Source organism: Collinsella sp. AM10-26, assembly GCF_003472525.1.
In the GTDB taxonomy this organism is placed as follows: Bacteria; Actinomycetota; Coriobacteriia; order Coriobacteriales; family Coriobacteriaceae; genus Collinsella.
The window spans coordinates 42,426-65,752 of the sequence record NZ_QRMC01000006.1; the positions used below are offsets into that span (position 1 = coordinate 42,426).

The 23,327-nt window shown below is 61.3% G+C and carries 20 protein-coding genes; all 20 read right to left on the bottom strand.

Going from position 1 to position 23,327, the window contains the following annotated elements; all coding sequences use genetic code 11:
• Window positions 1-1,164 carry a recombinase RecA gene (gene recA, locus DW123_RS06505; protein ID WP_304485477.1) on the bottom strand — a complete coding sequence of 388 codons (1,164 nt, stop codon included), beginning with the start codon at window positions 1,162-1,164 and terminating at the stop codon, window positions 1-3.
• A gap of 257 nt (window positions 1,165-1,421) precedes the next feature.
• On the bottom strand, window positions 1,422-1,952 hold the full coding sequence (locus tag DW123_RS06510) for a CinA family protein (protein WP_118273355.1): 531 nt from the start codon (window positions 1,950-1,952) through the stop codon (window positions 1,422-1,424).
• A 12-nt stretch (window positions 1,953-1,964) separates the two neighbouring features.
• Window positions 1,965-2,513 (bottom strand): CDP-diacylglycerol--glycerol-3-phosphate 3-phosphatidyltransferase, encoded by a 549-nt coding sequence (pgsA, locus tag DW123_RS06515; protein WP_233505241.1) that lies wholly within the window; start codon window positions 2,511-2,513, stop codon window positions 1,965-1,967.
• A gap of 99 nt (window positions 2,514-2,612) precedes the next feature.
• Entirely contained in the window at window positions 2,613-3,962 is a 1,350-nt protein-coding gene (gene rimO / locus DW123_RS06520) for a 30S ribosomal protein S12 methylthiotransferase RimO (RefSeq protein ID WP_118273353.1), read from the bottom strand.
• A 27-nt stretch (window positions 3,963-3,989) separates the two neighbouring features.
• A complete protein-coding gene (locus DW123_RS06525) occupies window positions 3,990-4,487 on the bottom strand; it encodes a YajQ family cyclic di-GMP-binding protein (protein WP_022094699.1) in 498 nt (165 codons plus the stop codon).
• Window positions 4,488-4,513: 26 nt separating this feature from the next.
• Complete coding sequence (locus tag DW123_RS06530; protein ID WP_118273352.1) at window positions 4,514-6,049, bottom strand: helix-turn-helix transcriptional regulator; 1,536 nt, start codon at window positions 6,047-6,049, stop codon at window positions 4,514-4,516.
• Window positions 6,049-8,829 (bottom strand): DNA translocase FtsK, encoded by a 2,781-nt coding sequence (locus DW123_RS06535; protein WP_233540144.1) that lies wholly within the window; start codon window positions 8,827-8,829, stop codon window positions 6,049-6,051. The genes DW123_RS06530 and DW123_RS06535 overlap by 1 nt, the downstream gene beginning before the upstream one ends.
• Window position 8,830: 1 nt before the next feature.
• Entirely contained in the window at window positions 8,831-10,501 is a 1,671-nt protein-coding gene (locus tag DW123_RS06540; protein WP_118273351.1) for a ribonuclease J, read from the bottom strand.
• 375 nt (window positions 10,502-10,876) lie between these two features.
• Entirely contained in the window at window positions 10,877-13,123 is a 2,247-nt protein-coding gene (locus DW123_RS06545; RefSeq protein WP_118273350.1) for a polyribonucleotide nucleotidyltransferase, read from the bottom strand.
• Window positions 13,124-13,271: 148 nt separating this feature from the next.
• A complete protein-coding gene (rpsO, locus tag DW123_RS06550) occupies window positions 13,272-13,550 on the bottom strand; it encodes a 30S ribosomal protein S15 (protein WP_035138510.1) in 279 nt (92 codons plus the stop codon).
• Window positions 13,551-13,688: 138 nt separating this feature from the next.
• Complete coding sequence (gene recO / locus DW123_RS06555; protein WP_117799100.1) at window positions 13,689-14,438, bottom strand: DNA repair protein RecO; 750 nt, start codon at window positions 14,436-14,438, stop codon at window positions 13,689-13,691.
• A gap of 14 nt (window positions 14,439-14,452) precedes the next feature.
• Window positions 14,453-15,481, bottom strand: a complete 1,029-nt coding sequence (gene era / locus DW123_RS06560) for a GTPase Era (protein ID WP_118273349.1) — start codon at window positions 15,479-15,481, stop codon at window positions 14,453-14,455.
• Window positions 15,482-15,493: 12 nt separating this feature from the next.
• A complete protein-coding gene (locus DW123_RS06565) occupies window positions 15,494-15,871 on the bottom strand; it encodes a diacylglycerol kinase family protein (protein ID WP_117763000.1) in 378 nt (125 codons plus the stop codon).
• A 9-nt stretch (window positions 15,872-15,880) separates the two neighbouring features.
• The gene (ybeY, locus tag DW123_RS06570) at window positions 15,881-16,390 is read right to left on the bottom strand and encodes an rRNA maturation RNase YbeY (RefSeq protein ID WP_118273348.1); all 510 of its coding nucleotides are present in this window, start codon (window positions 16,388-16,390) and stop codon (window positions 15,881-15,883) included.
• Window positions 16,387-17,373 carry a PhoH family protein gene (locus DW123_RS06575; protein ID WP_118273347.1) on the bottom strand — a complete coding sequence of 329 codons (987 nt, stop codon included), beginning with the start codon at window positions 17,371-17,373 and terminating at the stop codon, window positions 16,387-16,389. The genes ybeY and DW123_RS06575 overlap by 4 nt, the downstream gene beginning before the upstream one ends.
• On the bottom strand, window positions 17,354-18,646 hold the full coding sequence (locus tag DW123_RS06580) for a MiaB/RimO family radical SAM methylthiotransferase (protein WP_118273346.1): 1,293 nt from the start codon (window positions 18,644-18,646) through the stop codon (window positions 17,354-17,356). The genes DW123_RS06575 and DW123_RS06580 overlap by 20 nt, the downstream gene beginning before the upstream one ends.
• Window positions 18,647-18,655: 9 nt before the next feature.
• Complete coding sequence (dnaJ, locus tag DW123_RS06585; protein ID WP_118273345.1) at window positions 18,656-19,804, bottom strand: molecular chaperone DnaJ; 1,149 nt, start codon at window positions 19,802-19,804, stop codon at window positions 18,656-18,658.
• Window positions 19,805-19,885: 81 nt separating this feature from the next.
• The gene (locus DW123_RS06590) at window positions 19,886-20,989 is read right to left on the bottom strand and encodes a DnaJ domain-containing protein (protein WP_199570202.1); all 1,104 of its coding nucleotides are present in this window, start codon (window positions 20,987-20,989) and stop codon (window positions 19,886-19,888) included.
• Window positions 20,990-21,047: 58 nt separating this feature from the next.
• Window positions 21,048-22,280 carry a radical SAM family heme chaperone HemW gene (gene hemW / locus DW123_RS06595; protein WP_118273344.1) on the bottom strand — a complete coding sequence of 411 codons (1,233 nt, stop codon included), beginning with the start codon at window positions 22,278-22,280 and terminating at the stop codon, window positions 21,048-21,050.
• A gap of 2 nt (window positions 22,281-22,282) precedes the next feature.
• Window positions 22,283-23,326, bottom strand: coding sequence for a tRNA dihydrouridine synthase DusB (dusB, locus tag DW123_RS06600; protein WP_118273343.1), 1,044 nt, complete (start codon window positions 23,324-23,326; stop codon window positions 22,283-22,285).
• Between the last annotated feature and the right edge of the window lies 1 nt (window position 23,327).

The following is a 23,327-nucleotide window of genomic DNA, read 5'->3' on the forward strand; positions in this document are numbered from 1 at the left end:
CTACTCGTCGTCGTCATCGAGCATGGCGGACCCATCGATGGCGTAAAGCTCGTCGAACTCCTCGCCGGAAGGCTGATCCGCAGCCGGCTGATCGGTCAGCTCGACCTCGGACGGAGCATCGTCATCAAACTCAAGCCCGCAGGCAAGGCGAACCTTATGCTCAATCTCGTCGGCGCAATCGGGGTGTTCGCGCAGGAACGCCTTGGCGGCCTCGCGACCGTTGCCGAGCTTGTCCTCGCCATAGGCAAACCAGGAGCCCATCTTCTTGCAAATGCCGCACTCGACAGCCATGTCCAAGATCGAGCCCTCCTTAGAGATGCCTGTGCCGTACATGATGTCGAACTCAGCAGAACGGAACGGAGCTGCCACCTTGTTCTTAACGACCTTGGCGCGCACGCGGTTACCGATAACCTCGTCCTTAAGCTTAATGCTGTCGATGCGGCGAATGTCGATACGCACCGAGGAGAAGAACTTAAGGGCGCGGCCGCCCGTCGTGGTCTCGGGGTTGCCGAACATGACGCCGATCTTCTCACGCAGCTGGTTAATGAAGATGCACGTCGTGTTGGACTTGGACAGCGAGCCGGCGAGCTTTCGGAGCGCCTGGCTCATCAGGCGAGCTTGCAAGCCGACCGTGGTATCGCCGATCTCTCCCTCGATCTCGGCACGCGGAGTCAGCGCGGCGACAGAGTCGACGACGATGGCATCGATGGCGCCGGAACGCACGAGCATGTCAACTATCTCGAGCGCCTGCTCACCCGTATCGGGCTGGGAAATGAGCACCTCGTCGATATCCACGCCAATGCGCGCGGCATACGTGGGATCGAGCGCATGCTCGGCATCGATAAATGCCACAACGCCACCCATTGCCTGGGCCTCGGCCAGGATCTCGAGCGAAAGCGTCGTCTTACCGGAGGACTCGGGACCGTAGATCTCGACGATACGACCGCGCGGCACACCGCCGATACCCAGAGCGGCGTCAAGTGCCAGAGCGCCCGTGGGAATGGCCTCGACCTCGAGCTCGGGGCCGCCGTCACCATACCTCATGATGGAGCCTTGACCGAACTTCTTCTCGATCTCGGCCTTGGTGGTGGCGATCATTTCTTCGCGCTCTTTACCCGTCGTGGGTGCATGGACGGTACGTACGGGACCTGAATTCTTGGCCATGAATAGCCCTCCTCTTAACAACCTGCATCGATAATAAACGAACGGCTGTTCGTGGTCAACCGTTCAGACCAATCATATGCAGGCAGTCTTTCCAAAACCCAACCAAACGCCGACCAAACACTGGCTAAATGCTTGACCACATAGGGCCAAATAAAAACAAGGAAGGAGAAAATATACCTATGACCAGCACAAACGCTAAATTCGCCAGAGGTCCCTATCTCCACAATTAAGGGGCCCTAAGGCCCCTTAAAACACGCCTATTCCATAGAGTTGAGCACAAGGGCAATGCGTCCCAATGCCTCCGTGACCGCATGGGCACGAACACACGAACGGTCGACCTCATAATGGCAACGCACAGAGTCCACGACCGGCACTTCCCCATCGACCGTGCGATACGCCCAGCCAATATAGAAGGTGCCAGCCGGATCGTCCTCGGTACCGCCGCCGGGACCAGCATAGCCCGTTGCGCTCACGGCAACATCGCTCTGGTACAGATCTAGCGACCCCGCCGCCATCTCGCGCGCGGTCTGATGCGACACCGCGGTATAGCGGTCGAGCGTTTCCTGCTCAACACCCAGCACACGATGCTTGATCTCATCACAGTAGGTTACCGCACCGCCACGCAGCACCGCCGAGGCGCCCGGGATATCGGCGATCGTCGAGGAGATCATACCTGCCGTCAGCGACTCAGCCGTCGAAACCGTCACGCCCCGAGCGCTCGCGCGCTCGACAATATCGCGCGCCAGCTCCTCGTTATGAGCGAAAATCTGCTCAAAAGAGTCCGTCATACCCACCAGGACCTAGACCGAAAAGACGATCTTGCGGCAGTGCCAGAAGTACTGGGCGCCCGAGATAACGGTCAGGACAACGGCAACGGCGTACAGGAAGCGCGATAAAGAGTAGATGCCGAGCGTCAGCGCCACCGGGCCAAGGTGCAAGCCGGCCATCGCAAAGACGCACAGGTAACCGCAGATGGAGACCATCGTGGTCGCCGTCTTGTACTTGCCGAGCTTATCGGCGGCAACGACCACACCAGCGGCACTCGCAACCATGCGCAGGGCGCTCACCAGCAGCTCGCGGAACAGGATAATGAACACCGACCACACGGTTACGGCACCAAAGTCCAAGAACAGCAGCAGGGCAGAGAACACGAGCAGCTTATCGGCGATGGGATCCAAGAACTTACCGAAGTCGGTAATCTCGTTGCGCGAACGAGCCAAGTAGCCATCAACCTTATCGGTGCACGACAGGATCACATACAGAATGAAGGCTGCAGCGGCGAGCGGGCCGTCGAAGGTGCTCCAATCTGTACCAGCAACACTCGTGTGAGAAAGCGCCGACACGATCATGAACACCGGAATAAAGACGATGCGCACACACGTCACGATGTTGGCGGGCGTCCAAACACTCGTCAGTTCCTTATTGCTCTCGTTTGCCACGATGCTCTCCTACTCCACAACATGGCCGATAAGCTCATAGCAGAAGCTATCGGTAAACTCGACCGTCAGAATATCGCCCACGGACGCCTCGCTGGCGTCCAAGTGCACCGCGCCATCGGAATCGGGCGCCTGGAACCAAGCATGGCCGATCAGCTCGGCGCCGTCCTCGGTCTCCTCGATGCCGTCGACGATCACCTGGGCGCGCTCGCCCACATGTGCGGCGGTGGCGGCAAAACCGAGCGACTCGGCCAGATCCATGGCCTCCTGGGCGCGCTCGAGCTTGACCTCTTCGTCGACCTGGCCCTCCATCTTGGCGGCCAGGCTGCCCTCCTCCTGCGAGTAGGCAAAGACGCTCGTGTAGTCAAAGCCGACGGTGTCCATAAAGTCGATAAGGTCGCGGAACTCGTCGTCGGTCTCGGTCGGGAAGCCGACCATGGCCGTGGAACGGATCACGATGCCGGGGATGCGCTCACGCAGATCGCGGAACAGGTCCTCGAGCTCCTGGCGCGAACCGGAGCGACGCATGGCCTTAAGGATGCGTGCGTCGCAGTGCTGCACGGGGATATCGATATAGGGTAGCACCTCGGGGGTATCGCGAATCGTCTCGATAAGCTCGTCGGTCATGCCCTCGGGCTGCAGGTAGAGAACACGGACCCAGACGTTCTGCGGACGCACGGCCTCGGCTACAGCGCGCAGCAGCTGCGCCAGATTGCGCGGCGAGCCCTCGGTGACGCCTTCGTCGGCAAAGTCGGTGCCCCAAATACCCGTGTCCTGGCCGATCAGCACGATCTCTCGCACGCCACCGGCAACCAAGTCGCGCACCTCGGAAATAATGCTCTCGGCATTGCGCGAGTGATAACGACCGCGGATGTAGGGAATCATGCAGAAGCTGCAGAAGCGGTTGCAGCCATCGGAAATCTTGACGTAGGCGACAGCGCCCTCGACAGTGCGCTTGACTTGCGGAATATAGGCAGCGATCTCACGCTCGACACCCAGCACGCCATCGATGACCGCCACGATGCCGTCCTCCTCGTCGGCCTTCACAAAGGCAGCGACCTCGGGCAGCTCGTCAGGCAGGTCGTCGCCATAGCGCGACGGCACACAGCCGCACATGACGATGGGGCAAGAACGAACGCCGTCCTGAACCTCGTTGGCGAGCTCGAGGGTGGTCTCGATGCTCTCGGACGTTGCGGAGGCGAGGAACGAGCATGTATTGACAATGGCGATATCGGCATCCTGCGGGTCGAATGCCTCCTCGTAGCCTGCGGCGGTCAAAAGAGAACGCATGCGGTCGGTGTCGACCTCGTTCTTAGCGCACCCGAGGGTGATGTAGAGCACGGAGCCCAACGGTGTATCCATGTTGGAGAGCGGTCCTTTCGAATGATATTAGCGGTAGTTGGTGAACTGCAGCGGCTGGCCGTAGTCCTGGTCGCGCAGGAACTGGATCACGGTCTGCAACGCATCCTTCGAAGCGGAGGAAACACGCAGCTTGTCGGCCTCGATGGTCACCTTGACCTTGAGCTTTTGGTCCTTGATGTCCTTGTTGATCTTCTTGGCGGTCGCCTGGTCGATACCCTCGACGATATGGCCGAGCACGCGCACGGTGCCGCCCGATGCCGCCTGTGGAGCATCCCACGAGACAGCCTTGAGGTCGATGCCGCGCTTGATGAGCTTGGAGCTCAGGACATCGATGATCTGCTTGGAGACAAAGTCGGCCGGGGCGTTGATCGTAAAGAGCTTGTCGCCCTTCGAAAGCTCGATCGTGGCGCCGGAATCCTTCAGGTCATAGCGCTGGGAAATCTCGCGCGTGGTCTGCTGGAAGGCGTTATCGACCTCTTGCATGTTGACCTCGGACACGACGTCGAAGCTGGAATCTTTAGCCATGATGTTTCCTTTCGCGTACGAGTGACTTAGTAGCTATCGTACGAATAGTCGGTAGAATCGGTGGACGTCTGACCGTCAGTTGCGGTATCGGTGCCATCCGTGGACTGGGCATCGGTGCCATCCGTGGACTGGGCATCGGTGCCGTCCGTGGTGTCGGTACCATCGGTGGTGTCGGTACCATCAGAACTTTCACCATTCTCGGAATCAGTCGTCTCCTTCTTGGGAACGGTGATCGTCACACGCGCCACGCCCGAGGTCTTGGTATCGTAACGGACCTTTTCGCCGTTCTTGGTAACGGTGACATCGGAAGGCTTGGACGTGGTGATCTCGATCGAGGACTCGGGCGTGTACTCCTGCTCAAAGGGGCCAGTCGCCTGGGCGCCATAGACCGACTTTCCGTCGACCTTGACCTCAATCCACGCAGTCTTTCCCTTAGCAACGGAGACTTTGACCTTCGTGACCTCGTTCTCTTCCTTCTTGGCCGTCGTCTTGGTAGCGTCCGAATCAGTCAACTCATCCGTCGCCTCATCGGTGTCATCGTCCTCGTCGACCGTTTCGGTCTTCTTAGAAGACTTCTTGGTCGTCGTCTTGGTAACAGCGGGCGTCTCGGGCGTGGTCTCGGGCGTCGAAGATGCGCAGCCGCGCAGAAGTACCACGATGAGCACGATCAGCAGCAACGCCACGGCACCGATACCTGTGTAGACGATACGCGGATCGAGCCCATTGTTTTGAGGAGCACGGGAACCGCCGCGTCCACGACTGGAACTGCTGCGGCCGCCTCCCTGAGGCATACGGCCACGGTTGCTATCGGAACGGCCGCGATAGCCACCCTGGCCCTGAAGGCCGCGCTGAACCGAGCGGGGCGCAAGTTCACCGCGGCCTTGATAGCCACGCTGGCCCGCACGCGGAGCCGAAGAGCGCTGGCCATACGGCTGTGGTTGAGAGCGAAGACGCGGCGTCACCTGCGTGGTATCGGCGTCCGCATAGCCACTGCGAGAGCGTCCGGTGGAGATACCACGGTGACCGCGATCGGAATAGCCGCCGTCGCCGTAGCCGGCACGAGGGTCACGCGCCACGCCGCGGGCAGCGGGAAGCGCACGGTCCTCGGGCATCGGCGTACTGCGGAACCGGTCACGCTGCGAGCGAATCTCCTCGCCCGAACCCGTCTCGGTAATATAACCGGCCTGCTGAGGACGCTGTCCATAGCGGGTCGAACGGCCGCCCTGAACCATCAGGAAGCGCCCGTTATCGACAGAGGAACGCGAATTGACATAGCCGGCGGCGTCCTGAAAACGACCGCCCTGCTGCGACGTCTCGCGCTCGTATGCCATCAGCTCGTCAAAGTAGGCATTGACGACCTCGCGCGGATTGAGGCCCAAAAAGCGAGCATAGCTCGAAATCATGCCCTGCGCATAGCCGCGCGGCGGCATCGAAGCAAAGTTACCGGTCTCGAAAAACTCGATGATCTGCGGCCTGATTTTGATGGTGTTGGCGACCTGCTGAATGGAAAGGCCCATTCGGCGACGCTGCTCGAGCAGCATGTCACCAAAGCGTGCAGCCATCAGAATCCTCCAAACTCACGATCTTCACGTGCCATCTCGGCGTCGACAGATTTCAGCGCGGCAAGCCCCTCCTCGTCCAACAGGACCTCGCGCGGCTTGGAACCGTCGGGCGGGCCGACGACACCCTTTTCTTCCAGCATGTCCATAATACGCCCGGCGCGCGCATAGCCAACCTTCAGACGACGTTGCAGGCCAGATGTGGAGCCAAGCTGCGATTCCACCACAATATGGGCGGCTTCCCAGATGAGCGGATCATCGTCTTGCGGCTCGGCGACTCCGGTGCGGACAATGCCGCCGCCACCCGCCATGGACATGGAAGCGGGCGCCACGGCGGACAGAATCTCCTCGTGGTAGTCGGGCTCGCTCTGCGACTTGACGAACTCGACAATCTCGTTGATTTCGTCGTCCGAGACAAAGCAGCCCTGGATACGGCGGGGCTTGCCCCAGTCGACCTTTGAGAACAGCATGTCGCCCAAACCGGTGAGCTTCTCGGCACCCATCTGGTCGATGATGACGCGCGAGTCGATGCCCGTGGCGACGTTAAAGGCGATGCGATTGGTGATGTTGGCCTTGATAAGACCCGTCACCACGTTGGAGCTGGGGCGCTGCGTGGCAACGATAAGATGAATACCGGCGGCACGGCCCAGCTGGGCGATACGCACAATCGAGGCCTCGACATCCTTACCGGCGACCATCATCAGGTCAGAGAGCTCGTCAATGATAATGACCAGGTAGGGCATCTTTTGCGGCGGGTTGTCGTAATGCTCAAACTCGCCAGCAGCCTGTTTTTCGTTGTAGGTCGAGATCTTACGCACGTTGAGACGCTCGAAGACCTTCAGGCGACGCTCCATCTCGGACACGGCCCATTGCAGAGCGCTCGCGGCTTGCTTGGGCTCGGTCACCACGGGCACATAGAGATGCGGCAGACCGTTATAGCCCGCAAGCTCGACGCGCTTGGGGTCGACCATAATCAGGCGAACGTCCTCGGGAAGCGCACGCATGAGCAGGGTCGTGATGATGGAGTTGATCATGACCGACTTACCGGAGCCCGTGGTACCGGCAATCAGCAGGTGGGGCATCTTGGCGAGATCGGCGACGACCGGCGTGCCCTCGGCGTCGCGGCCGATGGCGAGCTCGAGCGGACCGCCCTTCACATAGGGCAGCACGTCGCCCAGGTTGACGTTCTGGCGCTTACGGTTGGGAATCTCGATGCCCACGAGTGAGGTGCCGGGAATCGGGGCAAAGATACGCACCGACTGAGCAGCGAGCGAAAGCGCGATATCGTCCTCGAGGCTCGAAATCTTGCTCACGCGCTCGCCCTCGCCAGGTTGCAGCTTAAAGGTCGTCACCGTAGGGCCGGCGATCCAGCCGACCACGCGGGCACTGCGGCCAAACTCAAGCAACGTGGACTGCAGCGACTCGGCAGTCTGTTCAAGCTCCTTGTCCGAAGACGCGGCGGAAGCCGACTGCGGGCTGGCATGCAGGATCTCGAGCGGCGGAAGCTTGAGGCCGTCCTCTTCTTCATCCTCAGCATTCGTAGGAGTTGCGCCCGCTCCCCCATCGCTAGCCATAGCCGATTCGACAGCACTCGTGGCAGGCGTATCTGCAACCTTGGGATGCTTCAAGAAGTCGGGAATCTGAGGTGCGGCCGAGACAGGATTCACGGCAAACGGCGGCTCGGACTCGTCAATCTTATCGGGGTCGTCTTCCATCGAAAGCTGGCCGGTTACCTGGCCGCGCTTTGCATGGCGACGCGGCAGCAAAGTTGTCTTTGCGGTCTCAATCGGAGTCTCGTCGTCCTCGTCATCACCCTCGGTAAGCTCAATCTCGCTCTCGGACCAAGACGGGTCGGGCTCGCTCGTATTGAGCTTGGGAACCGTTTTGCCCTTCTTGGCATGACGACGCGGCAGCAGCGTCGTCTTAGCGCGCTCAGCCTCCACGGCATCGGACACGTCGACAAACGGATCCTCATCCTCGTCATCATCGTCCAAAACCGGGTCCGCATCGTTGCCCATGACCGTGGTCATGGCAGCATCAGAGCCCTTTTGACGAAGAATGCTCAGATGCGGACGGGCGACACCAGGCACCGACAGGGCCTCATCGTCACCCCACGGACTCGCGTTAACATCGGCACGACGGCGTTCGGCAAAATCTGCCGCACGATCGCGGGCGGAGCGCAGCACGCCGCCCACCGAAAAGCCAATGATAACCAAGCCCACGACGACAAGGCCCAGCAGGACTACCATCGCAATAGGCTTACCCAGGGCATTCTGCAGCGCACTCGCAATAAACGCACCGATGTAGCCACCCGAGGCGGACAGATTTTGCGGCGTAAACATAAGGTCGCACGAATCGCTCGTGCCCGGCACCATCAACGAAAGAATGGAGACGACGGCGATAAAGACCAAGGCGCCGCCCGCAACAGAGCGCACGTTGAGCGGCGAGTCCTCACCCAAAAAGAGCGTGGCGGCAAACAGCAAGATGACGATCGGCAGCACGTAGGCGCCCAGACCAAAGCCCAGGTGGTAGAAACCGGCAACCGCAGCCGTCACGGGCGCTGTTGCCGGAGAGATCACGGCAATGAAGGACGCGATCGCCAAAACGGCGATGACCACGCCGGCGATATCGCGATTGGCCGAAGGCTCGACCAAGGGCTCAAACTCATCAAACTCGGACTCGTGGCCCTTATTGGCACGCAGATGGGAACCGGCACCCTTAGCAGATGCCGGTTGGTTATTGGCCTTATTGCCTTTGGCGTTTTGTGCAGATCCGCGCGCCAAACTAAACCTCCATGACGACCGGGATGATCATCGGACGGGTGCGCGTACGGCTCCAGATAAAGTTAGAGAGCGAATCGCGCACGGCCTTGCGAATGGCATCGGAACCGCTGCTGGTAAAGCTAAACTTACCCTTCTCGATCGTCTTCATAATGGACGCGGAGGCATCCTCGGAGAACTGGTCGTCGATGGCAAACGAGACGCCGCGGCCCGAGAACTCGATGGCCTCGATCTTCTTGTGCTTGAGCGAGACGATGGCAACAGCGGTAACCATACCGTCGTTGGCGAGCTTCTGGCGATCGCGCAAGACGATGGGGTCGGTATCGCCGATACGCAGGCCGTCGACGTAGACGACGCCGGACTCGACGGGCGTACCGCGCTTGACGATACCGCCGCGCATCTCGAGCGTGTCACCGTTATCGAGGATAAAGATATGGTCGTCCTTGAGACCCATCTTGCGGGCCAGCTGGGCGTGTGCCCGCAGGTGCACGGCCTCACCGTGAACAGGCATAAAGTACGTGGGCTTGGCCATTGCCATCAGGAGCTTGAGCTCCTCCTGGCTGCCGTGACCCGAGACGTGGACGAGAGCGCGGTTCTTATCCCACACGTCGCAGCCGAGCTTGGCCAGGCTGTTGACGACCTGCTGGACGGCCTTCTCGTTGCCGGGAACAGGAGTTGCCGAAAGGATAACGGTATCGCCCTCGTGGATGGAGAGCGTCTTGTGCTCGCCATTGGCCATGCGGGACAGGGCCGACAGCGGCTCACCCTGCGAACCGGTGCACATGACGACAATCTTGTCGTCGGGCAGGTTATCAATGTCGAAGGCATCGATGATATCAGCGTCGTCGATGTTGAGGTAACCCAGCTCACGCGCCACGCGGGTGTTCGTGAGCATGGAGCGACCGGTCACAACGACCTTACGGCCGCACTTGCGGGCGGCATCGCAGATCTGTTGCAGACGATGGATGTGGCTCGAGAACGACGCGACGAACACGCGACCCGGCGCATTCTTGATGGCGTGCAGCAGGTTGGGACCAACCTCGGCCTCGGACTTGGTAAAGCCGGGAACCGTGGCATTGGTAGAGTCGGAAAGCAGCAGGTCGATGCCTTGCTTGGCAAAGCGACTGATGGCGGCATAGTCGGGCGTGACGCCGTCGATGGGCGTCTGGTCGAGCTTAAAGTCGCCCGTGTGCATGACGGTGCCCTGGTTGGTGCGGATGAACACGCCCAGAGCGCCGGGGATGGAGTGTGTCATCGAGAAGAAGTCAAGCGAGATGCCACCGAGGTTGACATGGCTACCGCCCTTGACCTCGCGGAACTTGGGTGCGCGGATGCGGAACTCGGAAAGCTTGCCTTCGATAAAGCCAAGCGTCAGCTTGCTCGAGAAGATGGGCACCTTGTTGTTGAGGTCCTGCAGCAGATACGGAAGCGAACCGGTGTGGTCCTCGTGGCCGTGGGTGACGATGATACCGCGGAGCTTCTCCTCGTTCTCCAGGACATAGGTGTAGTCGGGAAGCACCAGATCGATACCGGGCTGGGAGTCATCCGGGAACATGAGGCCGGCGTCGACGAGCACCATGTCGTCGCCGCACTCAAAGACCGTCATGTTCTTGCCGATGCCATCAAGGCCGCCGAGCGGGATGATCTTCAAGGGAGATGTTTTTTTAGCTGCCATAAGTGAGTGTTGTTTCCTTTCTTCGAAACGGGTCCGGAACAACCGACGGGGCGCTTCTGGCAAACCGACCGCCGGGCACATACAAACATGCATCACAAAGTCGACGCAATAGCTACAGTATGATACCCATTTGCCCACCAACAGACCACCCATGCATTAAAGCCCCATCTGAACCGATCTATCCCGCCGGTCTGTGGCCATCGGGGGCCGCGGGTAAAGTTTATCGCGAGTTCCGCATGAGCCGGAGAGCACTTAATGTGCTCTCCGTGCGAGCAGGACTGTAGAGCAGGAAACTTTACCCGCGGCCCCCGCCGGGAATAGCAAAAGGGCGACCCCCTTAGGAGTCGCCCTTGGTGAGCTGCTTGTGTGTAGCTGTTACTCGGCGTCGTGGTGACGGCGGGGCTTGCGGCCTCCGTTGTCGCCGGGACGGCGCGGACGGTCGCTGCGCTCGGAGCGCTCGCGACGCGGACGCTCACGGCGCTGGAAGTGCTCGCCGTCGCCCTCGGAGGCACCCTCGGCGCGAGCCGGGGCCTCGGGCTTGTCAAGACGATCGAGCGAGATCTTGCCGCGATCGTCGACCTCGATGACGACGACCTTGACCTCGTCGCCAACGTTGAGGACGTCCTCAACCTTCTCGACGCGGCCCTTGGCAACGCGGGAAATGTGCAGCAAGCCGTCCTTACCGGGCAGCAGGTTAACAAAGGCGCCGAAGGGCTGGATGGAGACCACACGACCGGTGTACTCCTCGCCCGGCTCGGGAACCTTGATGATGAGCTTGATGCGCTCGACGGCCTGGTCCACGGACTCGCCGGTGCCGCCGACAAAGACGGTGCCGTCCTCCTGGATGTCAACCGAAGCGCCGGTCTCGTCCTGGATGCCGCGGATGACCTTACCGCCGGAACCGATGACGTCGCGGATCTTATCGGTCGGAACCTGGATGGAGACGATGCGCGGAGCGGTGCTGCGCGTGGTATGACGCGGCTCGGGGATCACATCGAGCATCTTCTGCAGGATGTACGCACGACCCTCCTTGGCCTGCTGCAGGGCGCGGGCCAGGATGTCGAAGGTAAGGCCGGTGGCCTTGTTGTCCATCTGCAGGGCGGTAATGCCCTCGGTGGTGCCGGTGACCTTAAAGTCCATGTCGCCCAGGAAGTCCTCGAGACCCTGGATATCGGACAGGACCACGGTCTTGCCCTCCTCCTGGATCAGGCCCATGGCGATACCGGAGACCGGGCGCTTAATGGGCACGCCGCCGTCCATAAGGGCGAGCGTGGAACCGCAGGTCGAAGCCATCGAAGAGGAGCCGTTGGACTCCATGACCTCGGAGACCACGCGGATGGCGTAGGGGAACTCGTTTTCGTCGGGGAGCACCGGAAGCAGGGCGCGCTCGGCCAAGTTGCCGTGACCGATCTCGCGGCGCTTGGGGCTGCCCATGCGGCCGGTCTCGCCGGTGCAGAACGGCGGGAAGTTGTAGTGGTGCATGTAGCGCTTGCCCTCGGTGGGCTCGATGGTATCCAGACGCTGGCCCTCGTTAAGCATGCCGAGTGACAAGACAGAGAGCACCTGGGTCTGACCGCGCTGGAACAGGCCGGAGCCGTGAACGAGCGGCAGGTAGTTGTCCTTCACCATGATGGGACGGATCTCGTCGGCGGCACGGCCGTCAACGCGCTCGCCGGTCTCGACGACCATGGTGCGCATGGCCTTCTTCTCGAGCTTCTTCAGCGCCACGGGAATCTCACGCTCCCAAGCGGCCTGCTCCTCCTCGGTGAACTCGGCGCGGATGGACTCCTTCAGAGCCTCGACTTTGCCGATACGGGAGAGCTTGTCGACGTCGCGCAGGGCGGCTGCCATCTCGTCGTAGTGGGCGAAGATGCGCTCCTGGACCTCCTCGACGGGCTGATCGAGCGGGTACTCCTTCTTGACGATGGGGCCGTTGACCTGCTCCCACTCGGCGACGAACTCGTCTTGAGCCTGGCAGAAGGCGGCAAGGGCCTCCTGGCCAAACTTCATGGCGGCGAGCATGTCGTCCTCGGAGATCTCCTCGGCGCCGGCCTCGACCATCGAGATGAAGTCGGCAGAGCCGCCCAGCTCCAGGTCCAGATCGGAGTTCTCGCGCTCCTCGTAGGTGGGGTTGACGATAAATTCGCCGGTCTCCACGTTACGACCGATGCGCACGCAGGCAAGCGGGCCCTCGAAGGGCACGCCGCCGAGCGTCATGGCCAGAGAGGCACCCATAACGTTGATGACGTCAAAGGGGTTGACCTGGTCGGCGACGAGCGAGGTGGCGACGATGTGCACCTCGTTGCGGAAGCCGTCCGGGAAGCTCGGGCGAATCGGACGGTCGATCATGCGCGCGGTGAGCGTGGCCTTCTCGCTGGGACGGCCCTCACGCTTAAGGTAGCCACCCGGGATGCGGCCAGCGGCGTACATCTTCTCGTTGAAGTCGACGGTCAGCGGGAAGAAGTCGTAGTTCTTGCGCTCCTTGGAGACGACCACGGTGTCGAGCATCGTGGTGTCGCCCTGCTTGACCAGGCAGGCGCCGGTTGCCTGCTTGGCAAGCTCGCCGGACTCGAAGGTGTAGGTCTTGCCGTACAGCTCAAAGGTCTTGGATACGAGTGTCATTGTTCTCCTTTACCCCACAGGCCCCTTGCCTGCGGGCTTCTCATGTGACGCGGGCCCCCTGCCCCCGCCACGCTTCAGAGCGTGATTGTTCACGCCCTTACACAAAAAGAGCGCCCCGCATGCAGGACGCTCTTAGCATGTACAAATCCTACTGGATGTTGTCGCGGATGCCCAGAGCCTTGATGAGCTCACGGTACTCGACGATGTCGTTCTTCTTGATGTAGGAGAGAAGACGACGACGACGGCCGACGAGCATGAGCAGGCCACGACGGGTGTGGAAGTCCTTCTGGTGGGACTTCATGTGCTCGGTCAGCTCCTTGATGCGCTCGGACAGGATGGCGACCTGAACCTTGGGGTTGCCGGTGTCGACCGGGGTGTTACCGAACTGGGCAGTCAGCTCCGCCTTGCGCTCTTTGGAAACAGTCATTGTTTCACCTTTCGTTTTGCGTCGCCATCGGGCGACTCGATTCGCCTCGGACTGGGAAGCCGCCGGTGGAGCGAGCAACCAAGGTCGAGGTACCAACAGGCCGATATGTTACCACAAGCAGCCCGCGTCTGTGCATCATCACCGACCCAACATGAATTCCATCGCACGGAGGCGCTGATCGGTGTGCGTCGCAGCCCAAACATGCGAAAGCCCGAGCAAGAATGCCGCCGTATGCGGGTCGATTCGCTCGGCCATAAGCGCATCGAAGGTCATGGACATGAGGGCGCGCAGCCACGCGACCTCACCGGTCGACACCAGCTCGGCACCCGGAACGCTCGACGCACACGACCCGCACATGAGCCCGCCGGCCTGGGGCGAAAAATACGACAGCATAGGGTCTCCGCACAGCACGCAAGCCGAAAAATCGGGTCGGTAGCCAACGTGCGATAGCAGCTTAAAGACATATGCCGCCACGAGCAGGTCCATATGCGCCGCGTCGAGCCCGCCGCCCACCAGGGCAAGCGCCCGCTGCGTGATGGCAAAGGTAAACGGGTCCTCGGCGTCCTCGAATGAGCACACACGCGCGACCTCGGCAATCGCGCTTGCGGCGCAGGTCGTCTCGTAATCGGGCGCGGCGCCGAGCGGCGCTTCCATAAGCTCGGCCTGGGAAACCACATCGAGCGAGCGTCCATGTGCGAGCAGCATATCGACGGTACAGAACAGCTCGCAGCGCGCTGCCAAGCGCCCACCGGGTTTGCGCGCGCCCTTTGCCACGGCACGAACCTGCCGACCCCGCTCGTCAAGCATCGTCAAGATCAGGTCGGTCTCTTTGAGCTTAGTCTTATCGAGCACGAGCACTTTCGTGCGATATGTGCGAGAGCCTGCCATATGCGTTCGAAAGGCTAGTCTTCGGCGCTATACCCAAAACGGCGAATCTGAGCCTCGTCGTCGCGCCAACCGGCCTTGACCTTTACGTCCAGCTCCAAAAAGACCTGCGTGCCAAAGATGCGCTCAAGATCACGACGGGCATCGATGCCGATATGTTTGATCATCTCGCCGCCCTTGCCGATGATGATGCCCTTTTGGCCCTCGCGCTCGACGTAAATGGTGGCATGTACGCGCAACACCTTTTTGGTCTGCTCGAGCGCATCACAGATCACGCCCACGGAATGCGGAATCTCATCACGGGTGCGGCGAAGAACCTTCTCGCGCACAAACTCGGCAACGAGCGTCTCGTCGGAAGCATCGGTGCCCATGTCCTCGGGGAACCAGCGAGGACCCTCGGGCAAAAAGTGCGCAACGGTCTCGATGAAGGCATCGACGTTAAAGTTCTTGACCGACGACGTCACGATCTCGTCGTCATAGTCCATGAGCTCGTGGGCTGCCTTGAGCTGCTCCATGACCTGTGCGGGGTCGGCCTCATCGGCCTTGGTGAGCACCAGGACCTTCTTGCAGCGGGCGCTCTTGACGCGCTCGGCAACCCAGGCATCTCCCCTGCCGATCGGCTTGGTGGCGTCAATCAAAAACGCGACGACGTCAACATCGTTCAGCTCGAACAGCGCACTCTTGTTGAGCTCGGAACCCAGGCCATCCTTGGGCTTATGAATACCCGGGGTATCGACAAAGACCAGCTGGTAGCCGGGACGATTGACGACGGCGCGCATACGGCGGCGGGTCGTCTGTGCCACCGGCGAGGTGATGGCAACCTTTTTGCCGTAGCAGGCATTAAGTAGCGTGGACTTGCCGGCGTTAGGGCGACCGACCAGGGCCACGAAGCCGCTGCGGAAACCGGGTTCCACGTCACCAAAGCCCATTGGACAGTCGTCCTCGTCGCATAGGGCGTCGAGTTCCTCATCGCTCATGCCCTCAAACGGGTCGAATTCCTCGACCTCGTCCAGAACCTCATCGGTAGGCTGCATATTGTCGGACATGGGAATCCCTTTCTAAATAAAGCCAAGCGCGTGGGCAAATACCAGCACGCCCACAATCGCGGCGGTGATGGAAAGAACGTATACAGAGGCGGCGGCGATGTCCTTCGCACGCTTGGCCAGCGGATGAAGTTCCTGGGTCGCCAGGTCGACGATGGCCTCCATAGCGGTGTTGCACAGCTCGCCGTGAATCACCAGGCCACAACAGATGATAATCGTGGCCCACTCGGCAATGTCGAGCCCCACGATGCAGCCGGCAACGACGGTGCACACGCCCGCAACGAGCATGACCTTAATGTTGCGCTCGGTCTTGACGGCGGTGACGAAGCCCTCCATGGCGTAGGAAAACGACTTTAAGAAGGACGGATGGTCCTTGTTCGATCCGGGAATCATAGACGGCTCCTAGTCGTGGACGTGGTTGGTGATGGGGCCGACGTGGACTAGCTTGGGGTCCTCGCCGCGCTCGAGCGCCAGATCGCGCAGGATGGCGTCCTCGCGGGCCTCCATGACCTCGGCCTCGTCGTCCTCGATGTGGTCATAGCCCAGCAGGTGCAGCATGCCGTGTACGAGCATCAGACGGCACTCGCCAGCGGGGCTATTGCCAAAACCGGGGGCCTGACGGGCAATAACCTGCGGGGCCAAGATAATATCGCCGAGCTCGAGCGTCACATCGGCGGGAATGTCATCGTCAAAGGCCGAATCGCACTCGAACGAGAGTACATCGGTGGTGCGGTCGATACCGCGCCACTCGTGGTTGAGCCCGTGCATCTCGTCCTCGTCGACATACGAAAGGGAAATCTCGACCTCACGCTCAACACCCTCGGCGGCAAGCACAACCCCGCAGATGTGCTCCACCTCTTGCGCGTCGAGCAGCGTATCGAGCTCGGCATCGTTGCTGATCAATACACTCAACGGGACTCCTTTCGGTCGCGCGAGCGCTGCTCACGCACGTCATCATAAGCATCGTATGCCTCGACGATACGACCCACCAAGGCATGGCGCACCACGTCGGCACGCTCGAGGTGAGAAAATGCGACATCGTCGACACGGCCCAAAATCTGCTCAACGTCGGCAAGACCGCCACGACGACCCACCAGGTCGCGCTGGCTCAGGTCGCCGGTAATCACGAACTTGGAGTTGAAGCCCAGGCGCGTCAGAAACATCTTCATCTGCTCGGGCGTGGTATTTTGCGCCTCATCGAGCACCACGAAGGCATCGCTCAGCGTACGACCACGCATGTAGGCGAGCGGGGCGATCTCGATCACACCACGCTCCATAAGCTCGTCGGTACGTTCACGATCCATCATGTCAAAAAGGGCATCGTAGAGCGGTCGCATATACGGGTCGATCTTTTCCTCGAGGGTGCCGGGCAAAAAGCCCAGGTTCTCCCCCGCCTCGACAACCGGGCGCGTCAGGATCAGGCGGCCCACCTCATGGCGCTTGAGCGCGGCGACGGCGAGCGCCATGGCCAGATAGGTCTTACCGGTACCGGCAGGACCCAAGCCAAAGGTGATGGTATGCGAGCGGATAGCATCCACATAGCGCTTTTGCCCGAGCGTCTTGGGACGAATGGCGCGACCGCGGTATGAAAGCAGCACGTCATCGCGAAGCGATGTGGCCTCATGCTCGCCGTCGCGCAAGACGGCTAGGCAACGCGAGACATCGTCGGAAGAAAGGGTACGATCGACGGCCGCCTCACGAAAAGCATGCTCGAAAAAGCGCGCAACGAGCTCGACCTCATCCGGGTCACCGCTCACGGCGATGCTATCGCCACGGGCGACCACGTGGGCGCGAACCAAGCTTTCGAGCGCACGAAGGACGCCGTCGCCAGCGCCCAAAACGCGCGAGGGGTCAACTCCCTCGGGAACGGTAAGTCTAATCTTCGAGGCTTCCATGAACCTCCCTGCGTGCATGGACCAAGCCGGAATCATCGACTCCGATAATAGCAACATCGAGCAGGCACGGGGCTGTAAGTCCACAGGTATCGTCAAGACGGGCATGATGGAACGAGCCGAGCGTCAGGTTGTCACCATACTCGAGCACGGCGCGCTCAACGGTTCCCACGCGACGACGAGCGTCGGCAATGGCGAGCTCCTGAGCAGCCGCGCGCATGCGGCGGCTGCGCTCGGCCATGACCTCAGGTGGTACCTGGTCGGGCATGTCGGCGGCGAGGGTGCCGGGGCGCTTGCTATAGCGGAACACGTGCATGCGCGAAAAGCCCACGCGACGGCATAGCGCCAGCGACTCCTCGAACTCCCCATCCGTCTCACCGGGAAAACCGACGATAACGTCGCACGAAAGAGACGCCTGCGGCAGGTTGGCGCGAATCATGCGCACCGTGTCCTCAAAAGCCTCGGCACTATAGGGACGGCCCATGCGATGCAGGGTCGCCGTGCAGCCAGACTGCACAGGCAGGTGCAAAAACGGGGCGATACGCTGCGGGTAGCGCGCCATAACCTTAAGCAGGCCCTCAGAGATATCCATGGGCTCGACCGAAGAAATGCGCACATGCGGAATAGACGTGCGCTCCATAATGGCCTCGAGCAGCTCATCGATCTCGACGTGTTCGTCGGTCGCGCTCTTGCCATCGTAGGCACCCAGGTTCACACCGGTCAGCACCACCTCGGGCACGCCGGCCTCCTGGGCCTCGCGAACTTGCTCGAGCACGGACTCGACGGGCACGGAGCGCTCGGGGCCGCGTGCCTTCCACACAATGCAATAGGTGCAGCGATGGTTACAGCCGTCCTGAATCTTCACGCCCAGGCGAGAGCGACCGAGCGCATCGACCACCTCGCCATCACTGCAGGCGGGAACGCTATCGGACTCAACGCCCAACACCTCGCAGACACGTTCGGCGACATCGATCTTGGACGGCTCGGCGATCACGCGGTCGGAGAGCTCCAGCAGTTCCTCGGGATGCAAATTGACCACGCATCCGGTCACGACCACATAGGGCTCGTTTGGATGGGCCAGTGCATGGCGGACGGCCTTACGGGTCTTGGCCTCAGCCTCGCCCGTAACGGCACAGGTGTTAATGACGATCAGCTCTGCATCCTCGGGCTCCACCATCGCAAAACCCAGGCGCATAAGATCGGCAGTGATACGGTCGGACTCAACCCGGTTGACACGGCAACCGAGGTTGACAACAGAGATATGGGGTGCGAGCACGCGGGCTCCTTAATCGAGGATGTCGTCGAGGGCACTCTTGATGCGATCGGTAACCGATTTCTTGCCGGGAGCGACGTCGTCGCCGGACTCGGCGGCGAAGGCCTCGAGCAGGTCGCGCTGCTTGGCCGAAAGGCTCGTGGGAACGAGCACGCGCAGCTGAACGACCAGGCGGCCACGCGAGCCGCCACCGCCAATGCGGGGCATGCCGAAGTTACCGACGCTCACGGTGTCGCCGTACTGCGTGCCGGCGGGGACCGTGACCTTAACGACCTCGTCAGGCATAATGCCCTCGACCTCGATCTCGCAGCCGAGAGCCGCCTGCGCAATCGAAATATCGCTCACGAGGTACAGATCGTCGCCGTTGCGCTTAAAGCGCTCGTGGTCGGCGACGCGCACGTTGACAATCAAGTCGCCCGAAGGCTCGCCGCGAAGGCCGGCCTCGCCAAAGCCGCTCACACGCAGCTGGCGACCGGTCGAAACGCCGGCGGGAATATCGATGTCGATCTTTTCATGCGAAGGCGTGCGGCCCTGACCGTCGCAGGTCTCGCAGGGATGGTCGATAACCGTGCCCTCGCCATGGCAGTCGGGGCAAGGCGAGGAGGACTGAACCTGGCCCAGGAACGAACGCTGGACCGTCGTGACATAGCCCGTACCGTGGCAGCGGCCGCACTGCTTTTCCTGTGCACCCTCGGCCCTACCGGTGCCATTGCAATCCTCACAGGGAGCAAGGCGGTCATAACTAATCGTCTTTTTGCAACCGAGCGCCGCCTCCTCAAGGGTCACCGAAAGAGAGATGGCCATATCGCGGCCGCGACGACGCTCACGACGGCTGCGGGCGCCACCGCCGGCACCGCCGCCAAAAAACGACGAGAACAAGTCGTCCATGCCCATGCCACCAAAGATATCGTTGATATCGACGTAGCCCGAACCACCAGGGCCGTCGACAGTGCCATAACGGTCGTAGTTAGCACGCTTCTGCTCATCGGAAAGAACGGAATAGGCCTCGTTGAGCTCCTTGAACTTGGCCTCAGCATCGGGGTCGTCCGAAACGTCCGGGTGTACGGTACGGGCCTTCTTTAGAAACGCGCGCTTAATCGTCCGCGCGTCGGCATCCTTGTCAACGCCAAGTACCTCGTAGTAATCCCTATTTTCCGACACGACCGAATCCTTCCAACTTTCATTATTGTCACAGTGCGTCCTATACCCAAGCTGGGCCGACCGCAAACAGAGGGTTTGATGTTATTGCATTTGATACGGCGAAAGCATGGCCCGTTGCGAGCAGCTCGCAAACCAAACAGACACGAGCGCGAACATGAAGCCGTTGGCAAAACCGTTGGCAAACTGCATCGCACCACGCTTCCACCACAGCAGGCTGCGATGAAGCACACCGTCCGAAAGCACCATGAACAGGCCCATGGTAAACGGAATAAAGCACATCACGGCAAAGGCCGAGAACACGCCCGAGATGGCCGACAGCACCAAAAACGGCGCCACAATGCCCATCAGGTAAAAACCGGTACGAGCTTTGCCTTCCAAGCGCTCGGCCTCAACATGGGCGCGGCCGACCAGGTCGCCGCCCGCGGCACCGTTGGTGCCAGCATGACCCATGCCGCTAATGCGGACCTCGTCGCTATCGTGCGTGCCGGCAGGAAACTCAATCGTCTGCTCGGAGGTTACGCGAGTACGACCGCTGCCACCGCAATCGGGGCAGGGGTCGGCCACGACCTTACCGGAACCGCCGCACTCGGGGCAGACCGACTGGAACGTGCCCGCACCAAACAGGAAGGACAGGTCGACGTCGATGTGGCCGCGGCCACCGCAGCTCGGGCAGGTATGGGCATGCTCAGACGAAACGGAGCCCGAGCCGCCGCAGTTGCTACAGGTGTCGAAGCGCGTGTAGCGGACGGTCTTGTGGGCACCGCCTTTGGCCTCCTTGGCGTCGAGCTTAATATCGACGACCACATTGGCGCCATTCTCGGGATTGTAGGCAGCCTGCCCACGACGCTGCTGGCCCCAGGCACCACCAAAGGGAAAACCGCCCTCAAAAGGATTGCCATAACCCGTGCTGCCGGCATAGCCGCCACCATAGGGCGAAGCCGTAGGAGCACCGGCAAAGGGATTGCCAGAACGCATGGCGTCGTAGCGCGCACGTTTTTGCTCATCCGAAAGCACGGCGTAGGCCTCGGAAACCTCTTTAAACTTTTCCTCGGCATCCGGCTCTTTGTTGACGTCCGGATGGAGCTTGCGGGCCTTTTGCTGAAAGGCCTTTTGAATATCACGCGAGGTGGCGTCCTTGGAGACGCCCAGGGTCTCGTAGTAATCTTTTTCGTTCATCGTCGCCATGCGCGGCAACCTCCTGCTCACAGCAGCGTATATATTCCGGTAATTCTACCCGAGCGGCTTAAGCTAGATCCCAAAACAGCTCGAACAGAACATTTCCATCGAGCCAGCCCAGGTGGGTCGGCGCCAGACGAGCGCGAACGCGGCCCGAGACGACATCTGCCGAAGTAAAGGGTCCCTCATGGACCCCGAGCGCCTCGGGCAACCAAGTGGCAAGACCCAATTCGAGCGCGCGATCGCAGGCAGCTGCCAGCTCGCCCGTTGGGATGACGCAAGCTGCACGAACCAACAGGTCGGACGCAACACCGCGCGTCATGCGACAAGCGAGCATCAGGTCTTCGGCCGAAGCCTCGCGCTGCGACAGATATTCGGCCTCGAACGCCGTCGCGTCATCGTCGCGCTGAACCAAGCGCACACGGTACGCATCGCCTCGAGAAGGCGCGCCAGGGAACAACATAGCCAGGTGATCGAAATCCTCGGCATCGAGCATACCCGCGGCAGAGCGTCCTAGACCCAAATAGCCCTGTCCAGTCCAATAGGCAATGTTATGGGCGCATTCATGGCCGTCGAGAGCGTAACTCGCCACCTCATACGGGTGATAGCCGGCGGCACCCAGGAGCTCGCGTGCCACGTCCATGCAGGCGGCCTGAAAATCCTCATCGGGCTCGAGTGACTCGTCGCGGCACACCATGCGATAAAGGGGCGTCCCCTCCTCGAGCGTGAGCGGGTAGACCGACACATGATGCGGAGCCGCCGCCAGCACGCCATCGAGTGTGCACTGCCAACTCGCCGCCGTCTGCCCGGGAAGGCCACACATAAGGTCGCACGACACATCGAGACCAGCGTCCTTCACCGTCGCGATAGCCGCAAGTGCCCGATTAGCATCGTGAATGCGGCCAATAGCAGCCAGCTCGATATTGTCGAGGGTTTGCACGCCCAGAGAAATGCGCGTGAAACCCGCCTCGGCAAGCGCCGGGGCGAGCTCAGCGGTCAACGACTCAGGATTTGCCTCGCAGGTAAATTCAACGGGCTTGCACCACATGGAGATACGACGGGCAAGTTCTACCAGGCGCTCCCCTGCCAGCGACGGCGTGCCGCCGCCTACGTAGACTGTGCGGATCTGCCTGAGTGCCCCAGCGTTGCCAAAGGCATCGAGCCGCGCATACAGCTGCTCAAAATAGGCATCGAGCGCAGCGTCCAGGTCGCACGGGGCAAAGCTGCGCGAGTCAAAGTCGCAATAGCGGCATTTTTGAGCGCAAAACGGCACGTGCACATACAGCGCGGTAACGGACACCTTTAGGCCTCCAGCGGATGAGCGGGCACCGACTCGCCGGCGGCAAGCGCGGCCTCGCAAGCCACCACATCGCGCTCGATATCATCGACCAGCCCCATAAACTCCTCGTATGTGGAACAGCGCACCACCTGGGCGCGCCAAGCGGCTGCATGGGGCATACCCTTTAAGTACCAGCTTGCATACGTACGGGCGCGCGACATAAGCGGCAAAAGCTCGTGCGTCAGCGTCAGGTGCTCGCGCAGGGCGTCCAGGCGCTCGACGGAGCTGCGCGCCGGCACCGGTGTGCCATCGAGCGCAAGGGCGCGAGCATCGCCAAACACCCACGGGTTCCCGTAGATACCGCGCGCGATAAACACCGCGCTGGCACCCGAGTTGCGCAGATGCTCCACAGCGTCCTCGGCCGCGAACACATCGCCCGAACCGATCACGGGAATCTCAACGGCATCGGCCACCTCATCGACGACCGACCAATCGGCCTGGCCCGTGTAGAGCTGCGTGGCGCAACGACCATGCACCGCCACCGCTGCGGCCCCCGCCCCCTCGAGCATTTGGGCAAACGTCGCGGCATTACAGTCCTCGGCATAAAAGCCCTTGCGGATCTTCACGGTCACGGGAACGTGTGCCGCGCCCACTGCCGCCTGGACGATTTTCTCGGCCAGGTCGGGCGTGCGCATGAGCGCCGAGCCCTCGCCCTTGGTGACGACCTTGCGAGCCGGGCAGGCCATGTTGATATCGATCAGCAACAGGCGATCGCCCACGCGTTCCTCGACGGCAGCGACAGCGCTCGCAAATTGATCGGGCTTGGAGCCAAAGAGCTGCACGCAAATCTGCTGCTCCTCGTCGGCCGGCAGCACCAGACGCCACGTCTTATTGCTAGCATAGGCAAGGCCCGCCACGCTCACCATCTCGCTATAGGCCAGATTGGCACCGCGGCGGCGGCACATAATGCGATACGCGGGATCGGTCACGCCCGCCATGGGAGCCATAAGGAACGGCTGTTCGGCATAGGCGCCCAGCAGCCGCGTACTGTATTCAGAAAGCGCCATG

What these genes read in the sequence shown, in the direction of transcription:
- recA (WP_304485477.1), bottom strand. Translation starts at nt 1,164, where the DNA reads ATGGCCAAGAATTCAGGTCCCGTACGTACCGTCCATGCACCCACGACG.
- DW123_RS06510 (WP_118273355.1), bottom strand. Translation starts at nt 1,952, where the DNA reads ATGACGGACTCTTTTGAGCAGATTTTCGCTCATAACGAGGAGCTGGCG.
- pgsA (WP_233505241.1), bottom strand. Translation starts at nt 2,513, where the DNA reads ATGATCGTGTCGGCGCTTTCTCACACGAGTGTTGCTGGTACAGATTGG.
- rimO (WP_118273353.1), bottom strand. Translation starts at nt 3,962, where the DNA reads ATGGATACACCGTTGGGCTCCGTGCTCTACATCACCCTCGGGTGCGCT.
- DW123_RS06525 (WP_022094699.1), bottom strand. Translation starts at nt 4,487, where the DNA reads ATGGCTAAAGATTCCAGCTTCGACGTCGTGTCCGAGGTCAACATGCAA.
- DW123_RS06530 (WP_118273352.1), bottom strand. Translation starts at nt 6,049, where the DNA reads ATGGCTGCACGCTTTGGTGACATGCTGCTCGAGCAGCGTCGCCGAATG.
- DW123_RS06540 (WP_118273351.1), bottom strand. Translation starts at nt 10,501, where the DNA reads ATGGCAGCTAAAAAAACATCTCCCTTGAAGATCATCCCGCTCGGCGGC.
- DW123_RS06545 (WP_118273350.1), bottom strand. Translation starts at nt 13,123, where the DNA reads ATGACACTCGTATCCAAGACCTTTGAGCTGTACGGCAAGACCTACACC.
- rpsO (WP_035138510.1), bottom strand. Translation starts at nt 13,550, where the DNA reads ATGACTGTTTCCAAAGAGCGCAAGGCGGAGCTGACTGCCCAGTTCGGT.
- recO (WP_117799100.1), bottom strand. Translation starts at nt 14,438, where the DNA reads ATGGCAGGCTCTCGCACATATCGCACGAAAGTGCTCGTGCTCGATAAG.
- era (WP_118273349.1), bottom strand. Translation starts at nt 15,481, where the DNA reads ATGTCCGACAATATGCAGCCTACCGATGAGGTTCTGGACGAGGTCGAG.
- DW123_RS06565 (WP_117763000.1), bottom strand. Translation starts at nt 15,871, where the DNA reads ATGATTCCCGGATCGAACAAGGACCATCCGTCCTTCTTAAAGTCGTTT.
- DW123_RS06575 (WP_118273347.1), bottom strand. Translation starts at nt 17,373, where the DNA reads ATGGAAGCCTCGAAGATTAGACTTACCGTTCCCGAGGGAGTTGACCCC.
- DW123_RS06590 (WP_199570202.1), bottom strand. Translation starts at nt 20,989, where the DNA reads ATGGCGACGATGAACGAAAAAGATTACTACGAGACCCTGGGCGTCTCC.
- dusB (WP_118273343.1), bottom strand. Translation starts at nt 23,326, where the DNA reads ATGGCGCTTTCTGAATACAGTACGCGGCTGCTGGGCGCCTATGCCGAA.